This window comes from Amycolatopsis arida, from assembly GCF_900115565.1.
In the GTDB taxonomy this organism is placed as follows: domain Bacteria; phylum Actinomycetota; class Actinomycetes; order Mycobacteriales; family Pseudonocardiaceae; genus Yuhushiella; species Yuhushiella arida.
In genome coordinates this window covers 104,406-117,574 of the sequence record NZ_FOWW01000008.1, presented here as the reverse complement: position 1 = coordinate 117,574, position 13,169 = coordinate 104,406, and the positions used below count along the sequence as shown (strand labels likewise).

Here is a 13,169-nt window from a genome sequence, read left to right as displayed (position 1 = left end):
CGCGTCGGCCATCGGTTCTTGGTGACGTCGTGGATCAGCCCATGCTCTTCGCACCGTCGAGGGACTCACGGATGATGTCGGCGTGGCCGGCGTGCTGGGCCGTCTCGGCGATGATGTGCATCAGCACCCGCCGGGCCGACCAACGCGCGTTCGGCTCGAACCACGGGGCCTTCGGCAGCGGTTGGGTGGCGTCCAGGTCCGGCAGGGTGGCGACCAGCTCGTCGGTGCGGCGGGCCACCTCGGCGTAGTCGGCGAGCAACCCGGCCAGCGTCTCACCCGGCAACATCCGGAACTGGTCGGCCCACTCGGTCATCTCCGCCTCGGTCATGGCGTCGAAGTCCCCCATGGCCGAGGGGCCCTCCAGGATGAAGTCCGCCCACTTCCGCTCGGTCGTGGTGACATGCTTGATCAGACCACCGAGGCACAGCTCGCTGACGGTGGTCCGCCGCGCGGCCTGCTCGTCGGTCAGCTCCCTCGTGGTGAAGCGCAGGAAGCACCGGTGCTTGGCCAACATCGCCAGCACGTCGGCGCGCTCGCCGGTTACGGCCTGGTCCTGGTCGGCCGCCTCGGTAGAGGTGAGGGTCTCGCTCATCGGAGTCTCCGCCTTTCGTCGTCTCGTCTCGGGCTCGTGAGCCACGGTATGGGCCGAAGCGGTCACTTTCTGACCTGAATTGCGCGAGAATCACGGCGATGGCGAATACCAGCACCCGGACGCTGCGGCTGCTGTCGTTGCTCCAGACGCATCGCTACTGGCCGGGCACCGAGCTGGCCGAGCGGCTGGGAGTCTCGGCCAGAACGCTGCGCCGAGACATCGACCGGCTGCGCGAGCTCGGCTACCCGGTGGAGGCGCGGCGCGGCGTCGACGGCGGCTACCAGCTCGCCCCCGGCGCGGCGCTGCCGCCGCTGATGGTCGACGACGAGGAGGCGGTGGCCCTGGTCGTCGGGCTGCAGACCGCCACGCAGACCGCGGGGCCGGGGATTGCCGATGCCTCGGTGCGTGCGCTGGCCAAGGTGGTGCAGGTGATGCCGGCGCGGCTGCGGCGCCGGGTGGAGGCGATCCGGGTGATGACCGTGCCCGCCGGCTGGGGCGGCCCGGCCGCGCCGGGCGCCGATCCCGGGGTGCTCACCGCGGTGACGCTGGCCTGCCGGGACAGCGAGCGGCTGCGCTTCTCCTACACGGCCGCCAAGGGCGAGCGCACGAGCCGGCACGTCGAACCACACCGACTGGTCTCCCTCAGCCGCCGCTGGTACCTGGTGGCCTACGACCTCACCCGGCACGACTGGCGCAGCTTCCGGCTCGACCGGATCACCGAACCGCACCGGACCGGTGCCCGGTTCGGGCCTCGGCCGCTGCCCGCCGCCGACGCCGCCGAGTTCGTCCGGGCCGGTCTGGACAACCTGCCCCGCCCCTTCCGGGTCGCCGCGCTGGTCGACGCCCCTGCCGCGTCGGTCCGCGAACGGATCGGCCGGTGGGCCGGGGTCGAGGACGTTGACGGCGAACGCTGCCGGGTGCTGATGACCGTCGAGTCACTGGAGTGGGCGATCATCGCCCTGGGCGTGATCGAGGCCGACTTCCACGTCCTCGACCCGCCCGAGCTGCTCGACCGGGTCCGTGACTGGGGCGTCCGGTTCGCCAGGGCCCGACCGCTCGACGGGATCCGGCCGCCACGCCGCGACTAGCGCAGGCGCGGGGTCACGCGTCCACCGACGCTGCCGCACCTTCCGGGGTGTCCTGGGGCGAGCCCTGCTCGGTGATGTGCCGGCGGTACCAGTGGCCCCACTCCTCGAGCTGGGTGGCGAGCGGGCGCAGGCTCGCGCCGGCCTCGGTGAGCGAGTACTCGACCCTGGGCGGCACCTCCGGGTAGATCGTGCGCAGGAGGAGGCCGTCGGCTTCGAGCTCGCGGAGTTGGCGGGTCAGCATCCGCGGCGTGATCGTCGGCATCGCCCTGCTCAGCTCCCCGAAGCGCAGCGTGCCACCGAGCAGGTGGTTCAGGATTGCCATCTTCCACTTGCCGCCGATGACCTCCATGGCGGCCTCGATCACGCAGTAGTCGGGCTTGCTCGCCACATCGTCCCGCACGCGTCCTCCTGACCTCGACGGTATACCTGAGGGAACTACTGCACAGAAAAGACCGTACTTGCACCTCCCGTAGGTACTACGGATGCTATCGCCAGGCCGGCCGGCCCGATCCCTGTTCACCCGACATCGAGGAGAGACGCGTGGCGACGCATCCTGCCCTGACACCGGTCCGGCTTGGCCGGCTCGACCTGCCCAACCGCGCCGTGGTCGCGCCCATGTCGCGGGTCAGTACCCGCGGTGACGGCGTGCCGACGCCAGCGATGGCCCGGTACTACGCGCGATACGCCGCGGGTGGGTTCGGCCTGGTCGTCACCGAGGGCACCTACCCGGACGACCGGTACAGCCAGTCCTACCCGAACCAGCCCGGCATCGTGACCCCCGCGCAGGTCGCCGCCTGGCGGGCGGTGGTGGATGCCGTGCACGCGGCCGGTGGCCGGATCGCGCTCCAGCTGATGCACGCCGGGGCGCTGGTCCAGCACGACCGCTTCCGCCCGATCGCGCCGTCGGCCATCCCGCCGAAGGGCGCTCGGATGCCCGCCTACGGCGGTGGCGACGGCCCGTTTCCGCTGCCCAGGGCCGCGTCGAGGGACGACATCCTGGCCGCGGTGGAGGGGTTCGCTGCCGCGGCCGCGCGGGCGCGGGACGCCGGGTTCGACGCCGTGGAGATTCACGGTGCCAACGGCTACCTCATCGACCAGTTCCTGACCACGTACACGAACCTGCGCGACGACGAGTACGGCGGCGACGTCGCGGGCAGGGCCCGGCTGGCCGTCGGGGTGGTCCGAGCGGTGCGCGCGGCCGTCGGCCCCGACTTCCCGGTCGGCATCCGGCTGTCCCAGACCAAGGTCAACGACGTGGACTACCGCTGGCCGGGCGGCACGGCCGAGGCGGAGACGATCGTCCGCATGGTCGCCGGCGCCGGGGTCGACGTCCTGCACCTGGCCAGCGAGGGTCGGGACTGGGTGGACGGCGCGACCCTGGACACCGGGGTGACGGTCACCCGGCTGGCGCGGGCGGTCACCGGGCTGCCGGTCATCGCCAACGGGGGCCTGCACGACGTGTGGCTGTCCCGCTCGGTGCTCGCCGATGGGCACGCCGACCTGGTGGCGCTGGGCCGCGGGGCACTCGTCAACCCCGACTGGCCGCGCCGGGTGGCCGAGGGCGCGGAGCTGGCCGCGTTCGACGCCGCCCTGCTCCGACCCGACGCCACGCTCACCAGCCAGGCGGCCTGGGAACGCGCCAGGGCGGCCCCCGCCGCGTGACCACCCGCCGGCCAGGCCGCCGTATAACGGCCTATACGGCGGAGCTGGTTGTGGTGGAATCCAACTCGGCTCGTGGGCGACGGTGCGGTAACCGGCTCAGGACGCGGCGCGGGTCCGGTCCACGGCGTGCAGGAGGCGCTCGACGCTCGGATCGTCGAGCGCCTCCTTGATGCACTGCCAGAGCTCCAGGTTCGCCATGGCCCAGCGGGAGTAGCTGGCCGCCGCCTCCGGGTTGTAGAAGTAGTAGCCCTCGTCGTGCACCCCGCACTGCTCGCCGACGATCTTGTTGGCCAGCTCGCGCAGGCTGATGCCGTTCTCGGCGAGGTAGCGGTGGGCGAGCACCACCGGGGTGACCGGCAGCGCCTTGAACAGGGTGTCGGCGTCGCTGAGGGCCTGGGCCTCCAGGCTGATGTCGCGGTGCCGGTTGGCCATCTCGGCCTCGTCGATGATCTCGTCGATCCACCGGGCCACATGCTCCGCCACCCCGGAGGCGGCCAGGATGCCGAGCCGGAGCTCGCTGCCCGCCGCGGCCGGTGAGTTGCGGAGGACGAGGTAGTTGACGTCGTGCACCAGCGCGGCGGCCTCCACCACGGCCGCGTCGGCACCGTTGTGCCGGGCGAACTCCACCGCCTTCGTGCGGACGAAGTCGACGTGGTGCCAGCCGTGGAAGGGCAGCCGCTCGGCGTAGCGGTGGCACAGGTCGCGCACCCGGCGTTCGACGGTGGCGAGCGCGGCGGGCGCTACGGTGGCGCACGGCGCGAGGAGTGTGATGGGCGAGGAGCTGTTGTGCGCGCGCATGAGATCCCTCCAATCCCACAGGACGTGGGTGGAGCGATCGTAAACTTACGCGCGGGCGTTTGCGTTCGGAATTGCTACATTCGTTCGACCAACTCCCCCAATCGGGCTTCGACGGGAACGTGCCGTTGACTACTGGCCGTGATCGGATCGTAGGAAAGGCTCCAGCCCCGCACCGGCCGGGACTTCACCAGGAACGTCATCGTGTTGTCCGCGGCGCGGGGGATCCGGTGGAACTCGTGGGCGAGCAGCGCGCCGGACGCGCCCCGACGGCAGACGATGCTGTGGCGCAGCACCGCGGAGTCGACCAGGTGGCCGTCCGGGTCGAGGGCGACGTCGTAGCGTTCGTGCTCGTAGCCACCGCTGAGGATGGTGGTGCAGAAGTGGTAACGGTGGTTGTGCACGGAGTCGGCGTAGCCGTGCCGCCAGTCCCGCTGCGGCTTGTACTCGTGCAGCCAGAACGAGAATTCGTCCTCCGGCCGGTCGAGGAGGCACCACGCGTAGTGGGTGGTGGTCTCGCGGGATCGGTCGGCCACGGCGGCGGCCGCCTGGGGCGGCAGGGTGCGCAGGTAGTGGCGCAGCTCGTCGCGCAGCCCGGGGCAGCGGACGCGGCGGTCGAACCAGTTGCCGACCCGGCGCCAGTGCTCGGTCAGCGGGAACGGCGCGCGGCGGAGCTCCTGGGCCATGCCGGTGAGGAGGGGCAGTCGGGTGAGGACCATGGTCAGCTCCCGAGTTCGGCGGCGTGGGTGAACTTCTGGCGGAAATGGTGGAAGCGGCGTTCGAAGTCGCGGAACCGCTCCTCGTCGATCGCGGTTCCGGTGATCTTGTGGAAGAGCGCGAGGAATTCCTCGCGGGTGGTGTTCGGGGTGATCTCGAAGTGCCGCTCCGTGCGGGAGGCGCACACCCGGAGGAAGTCGGCCCGCTCCATGCCGTAGACGAACGAGCGCTCGGAGAAGCGCAGCGTGCGCGGGTAGAGCGTCGAGGCGTCGCGGGCGTTGCTGTAGAGGGTGAGCCACACGCTGTCGTCGAACATCTCCAGCCGGTCGATGCGGGGATCGGTGACGGCCGTGATGTCCACCCGCACGCAGCGGGTGCGGGCGAGGAACAGGCCGACCAGGCCGATCCAGGCGTCGTCGCGCAGCTTGTGCCGCACGGACTCGTGGTCGGCCTCGGCGCCCTCGTGCCGCAGCAGGTAGCGGGTGCGGCCGGTCATGGTGACGCCGTCGCGGGGGTCGGCGATGATGACCCGCAGCTCCCGGTCCGCGTGGTCGAGCAGCAACCGGGCGGCGGCATGCCGGCCGGAGAACCCGCGGAAGAAGTACTGGCGGGTGCTGTGCAGGTCGCGCATCATCTGCTTGTTGAAGGCGGGGTCCGGCTCGCTGCTCGCCTCGAACACGTGGGTGGGGAAGAACTCGCTGTTCAGCGCCCGGTACTCGGCGCTGAGCTCGCGCAGGGCCCGCTTGCTCTCCTCGACCAGCGGCTCCACCAGCGCGCGCTGGGACGCGCTGGCGGTGATCAGGGTCTGCCCGAACCCGACGACCGCGGTGACGAGGGTCCCCGTGCCGATCGCGTACACGAAGTCCCGCCAGAGGCCCGTGGACATCGCGCTGGCGAGCCACATCGTGGACCCGGATACGACGACGAGGATCAGGAGCAGCAGTCCGGTCCTGGTCCAGAAGATCTCCTCGAGCAGGTTGCTGCGGAGCCGCTTGGCATCCGCGGACACGGTCACCTCCTTGGCGGGCACCCGGACGGACGAATGCGCTCCGTGCTCGATCGAGTGCAGGCAGCTACTCTACGCGCCCTTCGTCGGAGGCGAAATAAGAGAAACGGGCGAATCAGTGGGCGGAGATCGTTACCCGATCGTATCGAAACCGTGCCGACGGCTGCCCCGGCGGGGTGGCGGGAGACGTGGGACAGGAGGCGCGGCGAAGGAAGGGAAGGCGGGGACGGGAGGGACGGCAGAACCGCGGTCACCGGACGCACACGGCTGTGGGACCCGCGTACACCCGCCGACGGGAGCGGCCAACACGGTGACGTGGCCGGCGAACACGGTGACGGGAGTGGCGAACACGCCGGGGGGTCGCGATCAGGGGTGGCCGGCACGCTTCTGCGAGGATGCGGGAGTGCTGCTGCGGCGGATCCTCCGGCCGGTGGTGGATCGGTCCACCTATCGCCGGTGGACCTACCTCATCCTCGGGGGCGCGCTGCTGGTGCCGTACCTGCTGTTCGCGGCGATCGCGGCGCCGTCGGTGCTGCCGCTGGTGACCGGGCCGGGTGCGGCGTTCGTGATCGGTGGCCTGCTCACCGTCGGTGTCGCGTTCGCCAGCTCGTTCCTGCCGGTGGTGCGGGTGCTGGAGGGCGCGGCGGTCCGCGAGCTGCTCGACGACCCGGTGCCGGGCGTACCGTTCGGGCCGGCGCGGAGCTGGGCGGTGCGGCTGCGCTCCGGCGTCCTGTTCCTGCTGCACGTGCTGATCGGCGGCGTGGTGAGCCTTGTCAGCCTGGTGCTGCCGGTGCTCACCGTGCTCGGGATCGCCGCGCCGGCCACCGGCAACCTGCTGCCGGGTGTCGACGACCGGTTCCGGGTCCCCACCGGCTGGACGGGCCTCTGGGTCCCTGCGGTGCTCGTGCTGGCCCTGCTGGCACTGGTCTACCTGGTGGCGGCGTGCGGCGCGGTGCTGTGCCGGGCGGCGGCCCGCCTGCTCCGCCTGCCGGCCGCCGACCGGATCGCCGAGCTGGAGCGGCAGGCCGGGCGCCTGGTCGAGCGCAACCGGCTGGCCCGCGAGCTGCACGACTCCGTGGGCCACGCGCTGAGCGTCGTCACCCTGCAGGCCGGCGCGGCCCGGCGCCTGCTCGACCGCGACCGGACCGCCGCCGACCGGGCGCTGCGCGCGGTGGAGGACGCCGCGCGGGGCGCGCTCGACGACCTCGACCACGTGCTCGGGCTGCTCCGCGAGGAACGGGACAGGGCGCCGACCACGCCGCCGGCCGGGCTGGCCGAGTTGCCCGCCCTGCTGGACGCGACCACGCGGGCCGGCCTCGCGATCGACGCCGAGGTCCGCGCGCCGGACGGCGTGCCGCCGGTGGTGTCCCGCGAGGCGTACCGCATCGTGCAGGAGTGCCTGACCAACGCGCTGCGGCACGCCGGTGACGCGCCGGTCTCGGTGCGGGTCGGCGAGGTCGGCGAATGGCTGGAGCTGGTGGTCCGCAACCCGCTGCCGGACGGTGCCGGCCGCCGGCGCGGGCAGGGCGGGCGCGGCCTGCGTGGCGTCGCCGAGCGGGTGGAGCTGCTGGGCGGCCGGCTGAGTGCCGGGCCGGTGAACGGGGAGTGGGAGGTGGCCGTGCGCCTGCCGGCCGGGGAGTGGGGGAGCGGAGCGTGACCGAGAAGCCGATCCGGGTGCTGGTGGTGGACGACGAGGAGCTGGTCCGCACCGGCCTGCGGGCCATCCTCGACACCGAGCCCGGGATGGCGGTGGTCGGCGAGGCCGGCGACGGCGCCGAGGTGCCCGGTCTGGTCCGCCGGCTACGGCCGCACGTGGTGTTGATGGACGTGCGGATGCCCGCGGTGGACGGGCTCCGCGCCACCGAGCACCTGCTGTCCACGATGGACGAGCCGCCGAAGGTCGTGGTGGTGACCACTTTCGGGACCGACGACTACGTGTACGACGCGCTGCGCGCCGGCGCCAGCGGTTTTGTGCTGAAGCGGGCGCGGCCGGAGGAGATCGTGGCCGCCGTGCGGACCGTGGTCGAGGGGGAGTCACTGCTGTTCCCGGCGGCGATCCGCCAGCTCGCGTCCGCGCGGGCGAGGGCGTCCGCGCGGGACGTGCGGGCCGAGACCGGGCTCACCGAGCGGGAGGCCGAGGTGCTGCGGCTGATGGCCGCCGGACTGTCCAACGGCTTCGTCCGTGTCCGCGACCTGTGAGCACGTGTCCGCGCCGCACGGCGCGAACACGCGTACACAGGACGCGGACACGCGTACACAGGACGCGGACACGGCTGGTCAGCTGGCGGAGCGGTGTGGGGCGGCGAGGGCGTGCCGGCCGAGGCCGCGCAGCACCTCGACCCGATCCGAGCCGGGGCGACCCAGCACCCAGCTCGACCCGGGCACCTCCTTGGCCCTCCGCTTGAGCGGGGCCAGCAGCCGGGAGATCTCCCGGTAGGAGCGCACCGAGCCGCTGGCGCACAGCAGGGTGGCCAGTGACACGGTGACCGGGCGGCCCTCCGCCTGCCACGGCGTGTCCAGCAATCGCCCGGCCACCGTGGCGATCTCGTCGATGTCGCAGGCGATCAGGAAGTCGTCGCCGCCGACGTGGCTCACCGTGACCGTCCGCAGCGACCCGGCCAGCTGGGTCAACGTGCGGCCCAGCGCGCGGATGAGGTCGTCTCCGGCGGCGAAGCCCACCGTGTCGTTGACCGCCTTGAACGCGTCGACGTCGAGCCACGCGACGACCAGCGACTCACCCGCGGCGAGCCGCCGGGTGACGTCCCGCGCCACGGTGTCGCTGCCGGGCAATCGGGTGAGCGGGTTGAGCGCCGCCGCCTCCTCGACCTTGACCTCCGCCATGCCGCGGACCACCTCGGTGACCAGCACGACCCCCAGACAGCGCCCGCCGTCGTCGACCACCACGATGTCGTCGCCGGTGCGGCTCCAGTCGGCGTCGTTGACCAGCTCCAGCAGCTCGAGCGCGCCGGCGCCGGCGTGGATCACGTGCGGGCTGTCGGCCAACCGGGCCGCCGGCCGGCGGGCGTGCAGGGCGTGCCCGTACGGGCCGGTCACCGAGAGCAGGAACCGGGTCCGGTCGATCGACCACTGCGGGCGGTTGTCGGGATCCAGCCCGACGATGCCGGTGGGGGCGTCGTTCGCGGCGAGCACGTTGCGGACGTCCTCGCAGGTCGCGTCGGCGGGCAGGGTGGTGGCGGGCCGGAGGAAGTCCGCCACCCGCGGGGCGGCCGGCGTGGCGGCGGGCCGGTCCGGCTCGGGGGTGGCGGGCGTGATCGCGCCGGTCCACGCGGCCGCCTGGCTGGCCGGCGCGAACAGGTTGCCCTGCGCGATCCGGACCCCGGCCCGCCGTGCGGCGTCGAGCTGCTCCTCGGTCTCGACGCCGGTGGCCACCAGGCGCAGCTCGGTGCGCGTGGCGAACTCGGTGAGCATGGCCACCGCGGCCGCCGCGGCGGCGTCGGCGGGCAGCCCGCGCAGCAGGGTCCGGTCGAGCTTGACCAGGTCGATCGGCGCGGAGACCAGCAGGTCCAGCGGCAGGTCGCCGGCGCCGAGGCCGTCGAAGGCGAGTCGGAACCCGAGTTCGGCCAGCCGGCGCATCCCGGAGAGCAGGGCGCCCGCCGGCGCGACGTGGAACGGCGGGCCGATCTCCAGCACGACCTCCCGCGGCCGGCGGCCGGCCCGGCCGAGTGCCTGGAGCAGCGGCTCGATCGTGGCGGGCGCGGGCGCGGCCGCGGTGCGGGCGGTGAGGTTGACGTGCAGCGGGAGCAGCGTCTCGTGCCGGGTCTCCGCCTCGACCGCCCTCGCGGCCAGCCCGACGTCGATCTCGACGAGCCGGCCCTGCCGCAGCGCGGCGTCGAGGAGCTGCCGGACCTCGCCGGAGGGCGGCCGGGCGAGCGCCTCGAGCGCCACGACGCCGCCGGTGCGGAGGCTGTACAGCGGTTGGAAGGCGAACCTGACCGAACTCAGCGATGCAGCCACACGAGGATAGTGGCTGGTCCGCCGCCGGTTCGGGGAAAACGTCGACACATGTTCATCCGCCGGTCACGGAGATTATTCCGTGGGCGTCGCGTCCCGGGCCGGCCGTGTCACAAGGACCTTGGTGGCGCCCGCCCGTCTCCCCCAACCACCACGCGGTGCGTCACTGGGTTTGCTCGAGGTTCCACTACTGCGCGGGCTACTACTGCGCGGGCTTCGCCACTGCCGCGCAGCGGGGTCCAACCGGAGGCCTTGGTGGCGGGCAAGGGCGGGCTCAGGGGCGGAGCGGCAGGGTGAGGGCGGCGCGCAGCCGCCACGGCACGGGTCGGAACAGCGCCGCCATCGCCGCCGCGACCAGGCGCGGGTTGGTGCGCTCGGAGGTGAACGCGCGTTGCCGTTCCACCGGCAGCGCGAAGAACGCGTCGAAGAACGCCGGCACCAGCTCCGGCGGCAGCGCGCGCAGCGCCCGCAGGCCGTGCCGGCGCAGTGCGTGCACGGCGAGCGCCCCCGGCGGCCAGAGCTCGTGCCACGCCGCCCGCGCGGCGGCGCGCGGCCCCCTGCCGAGGCCGCCGGCGACGGCGGCGGCCACCAGTGGCGCGAGTCGCAGCGAGGTCGCGACGCTGTAGCCGGTCGCCGGGTGCACCAGGCCGGCGGCGACGCCGAACGGGACGGTCCGGTCGGGCCGGGGCAGCGGCAGGTCCAGCGGGATGCGCACCCGCTCCTCGGTGCCCCTCGCGGTGATCCCGGCGGCGGCGAGCCGGGATCGCAGCCGCGTGGCCAGCACGTCCAGGCCGAGGCCCGGGCGGCGGGCCAGCGAGGTCTCCTCGACCAGCACCCGGTCCCGGCCGAGCGGGATGACGTAGCAGAACCCCGGGTCGGCCGCCGGCGCGGGCGCTCGCCAGTCCATGAACAGCGCGGTGCCGGCGGGGTCGGGCAGCAGGGCCGCGGCGTCGGCGGCGGGCAGCACGACCCCGAACGCCGTCTGCTCGGTGCACGGGCCGCGCGGCGGGCCGCCGGTGAGCACCCGGCGGGCGCCGGTGGCGTCGACGACGACGCCGGTGGCCAGCCGCCGCCCGTCGGCGAGGACGACCGTGGCGCCGCGCGGGCCGTGGTGTGCCGCGCGGACCGCGCCGGTCACCACGTCGACCCGGTCGTCGGTGAGCCAGGCCCGCAGCCCCGCGTTGTCGACGATCAGGTAGTCGCGGGCCACCGGCGCGAGGGTGGTGCCGGCGGCGAGGACCCGCCGGGGCGCGGCGGCGACCGCGGTGGCCGGCAACTCGGGCAGCTCGTCCCGCCACAGCGCGTAGGTCGCCGGCCAGTGCCGGTCCGGCGCCGGGTCGACCAGCACGGTGTGCAGGCCCTCGCGGGCGCACGCCGCCGCCACGGCCCAGCCGGCCGGTCCGGATCCGGCCACCACGACGTCGCTCACGGTCCGATTCCAGCACGGACCCGGCCCCCGCGCCCGCCGGCGCTGGAGGCAGGCGACCGTGCCCGCCGGCGCTGGAGGCAGGCGACCGCGCCCGCCGGCGCTGGAGGCAGGAGACCGTGCCCGCCGGCGTCGAAGGCGGGAGACCGCCGCGTGAGATCGACGTCGCCGTTACCGTGATGGCCATGACCCAGCAAGCGGCCACCAGCGGCGGAGCCGGCCCGCGTGCCCGGCGGCGGGACGGCGTGGTCGGAGTGGCCACCGAGCACGCCGACCTGGCCGCCAGCCCGTTCCGGGTCGACCGCGACCGGATCTCCGGGTCGCCGTTCTTCGCTCGGCTGGGCGGGGTGACCCAGGTGGTGAGCGCGGCCGGGTCCGGGCTGCTGCACAACCGGCTGACGCACAGCCTGAAGGTGGCGCAGGTGGCGCGGGCGATCGCCGAGCGGCTCGGCGCGGAACCGGGGCCGCGGGCGCTGGCGGAGAAGCTGGGCGGCTGTGACGCCGACGTGGTGGAGGCGGCCGCGCTGGCCCACGACCTCGGCCACCCGCCGTTCGGGCATCTGGGGGAGCGGGTGCTCGACCGGATCGCCCGGCACCGGTACGGGCTGGCCGACGGGTTCGAGGGCAACGCGCAGACGTTCCGGATCCTGACCACGACCGACGTGCGGGGACCGTCGGCGATCGGTTTGGACCTCACCGCGGCCGTGCGGGCGGCGGTGCTGAAGTACCCGTGGTTGCGGCTGCACCACCCGGCGCCGCACCCGAGCCGGCTGCCGGTGCCGCCGCGGGGCGCGGCCGAGCCGGACGACGCCCCCGGGACCGGGTCGAGCAAGTTCTCCGCGTACTGCACTGAGTTGGACGACCTGGAGCAGGCCCGGGGGCCGTTCGCGGGGCGGGTGGAGCGGTGGCAGCAGACGGTGGAGGCGTCGGTGATGGACACCGCCGACGACATCGCCTACGCCATCCACGACCTGCAGGACTTCCACCGGATCGGGGTACTGCAGCACGCGTCGGTGGCCGCGGAGTTCGGCCGTTGGGCGGCGGACATGGCGGAACTGTCCGCGATGGACACCGACAAGTTGGCCGAGGGCCGGCGCCGGCCGGGGTACTCGCTGGAGCGGTTGCGCCGTCGGTTGCGGGCGAAGGACTCCTGGATCGTCGACGACGAGGCGTTCATCCAGGCGGTGCACCGGGTGCGCGCCGAGTTGGTGGACGAGTTGCTGGCGTGGCCGTTCGACGGGTCGATCGAGGCCGAGCAGGCGCTGGCGAGCTTCTCGGCGCGGTGGACGGCGCGGCTGGTCGGCGGGGTGCTGCTGACGGCGTCGCCGACCACCCGGTCCGGGCACGTGACGTTGCGGTCCGCGCAGTGGCACGAGGTGCAGGTGCTGAAGTTCGTGCACCGGCGGTTCGTGTTGCTGCGCCCGGATCTGGCGTTGCACCAGCGCGGGCAGGCGAGCCTGCTGGGGCGGCTGGTGGACGCGCTCGACGCGTGGCTGGTGGATCGCGACGAGGCGTCCCGGCTGCCGCGGCGGTTGCACGATCTGGTGGAGCTGGCGCACGACGAGTACGCCGCGCTGGCGGCGACGGCGCCGGAGCTGCTGGTCGGGGCGACCGGGGAGCCGGTGGAGGGCGCGGACGCGGTGCACGCGCTCGCCCGCGGCCGCGCGGTGGTCGATTTCGTCGCCTCGCTGACCGACAAGCAGGCGGTCAGCCTGCTCGACGCTCTCTCCGGCCGGGCGGCCCAGCCGTGGTCGGAGTCGTTCGTCCTCTAACCGAGGTTCCGGTCCCGGAGTGACGCGGGGTGTCCGACCGTCTCGGTCATCACGGTTCTCCTCCAGTGCCCTCGAGCTCGTCCACCAGCTCGACGCGCTCGGCCCGTGGGCGCTCGTAGCCCCTTGATCCCGAGGCGCG

11 protein-coding genes and 1 pseudogene are annotated in these 13,169 nt (G+C 73.7%); 5 read left to right on the top strand and 7 right to left on the bottom strand.

The window, feature by feature from the left end; genetic code table 11:
- Positions 1–34: 34 nt before the first annotated feature.
- Positions 35–592: a DinB family protein gene (locus tag BM051_RS21400; protein WP_092533351.1), complete on the bottom strand. Its 558-nt coding sequence runs from the start codon at positions 590–592 to the stop codon at positions 35–37.
- 98 nt (positions 593–690) lie between these two features.
- Between BM051_RS21400 and BM051_RS21395 the strand changes: the two genes are divergently transcribed.
- On the top strand, positions 691–1,680 hold the full coding sequence (locus BM051_RS21395) for a helix-turn-helix transcriptional regulator (protein WP_092533348.1): 990 nt from the start codon (positions 691–693) through the stop codon (positions 1,678–1,680).
- A gap of 13 nt (positions 1,681–1,693) precedes the next feature.
- Here BM051_RS21395 and BM051_RS21390 read toward each other — a convergent pair whose 3' ends face one another.
- Entirely contained in the window at positions 1,694–2,029 is a 336-nt protein-coding gene (locus BM051_RS21390; RefSeq protein ID WP_092533812.1) for a winged helix-turn-helix transcriptional regulator, read from the bottom strand.
- Between the two features lie 191 nt (positions 2,030–2,220).
- Here BM051_RS21390 and BM051_RS21385 point away from each other — a divergent pair, with 191 nt between their 5' ends.
- Positions 2,221–3,342 carry an oxidoreductase gene (locus BM051_RS21385; protein ID WP_166677797.1) on the top strand — a complete coding sequence of 374 codons (1,122 nt, stop codon included), beginning with the start codon at positions 2,221–2,223 and terminating at the stop codon, positions 3,340–3,342.
- 96 nt (positions 3,343–3,438) lie between these two features.
- Here the strand turns inward: BM051_RS21385 and BM051_RS21380 are convergent, their stop codons facing one another.
- The 3 genes from BM051_RS21380 to BM051_RS21370 form a co-directional block, all read right to left on the bottom strand.
- Positions 3,439–4,140 (bottom strand): HD family phosphohydrolase, encoded by a 702-nt coding sequence (locus tag BM051_RS21380; RefSeq protein WP_243859683.1) that lies wholly within the window; start codon positions 4,138–4,140, stop codon positions 3,439–3,441.
- A gap of 74 nt (positions 4,141–4,214) precedes the next feature.
- Complete coding sequence (locus tag BM051_RS21375) at positions 4,215–4,856, bottom strand: hypothetical protein (protein ID WP_092533341.1); 642 nt, start codon at positions 4,854–4,856, stop codon at positions 4,215–4,217.
- 2 nt (positions 4,857–4,858) lie between these two features.
- Positions 4,859–5,863 carry a hypothetical protein gene (locus tag BM051_RS21370; protein WP_166677796.1) on the bottom strand — a complete coding sequence of 335 codons (1,005 nt, stop codon included), beginning with the start codon at positions 5,861–5,863 and terminating at the stop codon, positions 4,859–4,861.
- A gap of 400 nt (positions 5,864–6,263) precedes the next feature.
- Here BM051_RS21370 and BM051_RS21365 point away from each other — a divergent pair, with 400 nt between their 5' ends.
- On the top strand, positions 6,264–7,517 hold the full coding sequence (locus tag BM051_RS21365) for a sensor histidine kinase (RefSeq protein ID WP_092533336.1): 1,254 nt from the start codon (positions 6,264–6,266) through the stop codon (positions 7,515–7,517).
- Positions 7,514–8,032, top strand: a pseudogene (locus BM051_RS21360) (response regulator); the annotation flags it as partial. The gene BM051_RS21365 and the pseudogene BM051_RS21360, both read left to right, overlap by 4 nt.
- A gap of 105 nt (positions 8,033–8,137) precedes the next feature.
- Here the strand turns inward: BM051_RS21360 and BM051_RS21355 are convergent.
- Together BM051_RS21355 and BM051_RS21350 are read right to left on the bottom strand one after the other, a co-directional pair.
- Complete coding sequence (locus tag BM051_RS21355; protein WP_243859682.1) at positions 8,138–9,835, bottom strand: GGDEF domain-containing protein; 1,698 nt, start codon at positions 9,833–9,835, stop codon at positions 8,138–8,140.
- A gap of 271 nt (positions 9,836–10,106) precedes the next feature.
- Complete coding sequence (locus tag BM051_RS21350) at positions 10,107–11,261, bottom strand: lycopene cyclase family protein (protein WP_092533333.1); 1,155 nt, start codon at positions 11,259–11,261, stop codon at positions 10,107–10,109.
- A 182-nt stretch (positions 11,262–11,443) separates the two neighbouring features.
- On the opposite strand from BM051_RS21350, the gene BM051_RS21345 reads away from it, so the two are divergent.
- Positions 11,444–13,030: a deoxyguanosinetriphosphate triphosphohydrolase family protein gene (locus tag BM051_RS21345; protein WP_092533799.1), complete on the top strand. Its 1,587-nt coding sequence runs from the start codon at positions 11,444–11,446 to the stop codon at positions 13,028–13,030.
- The last annotated feature ends 139 nt before the right edge of the window (positions 13,031–13,169 follow it).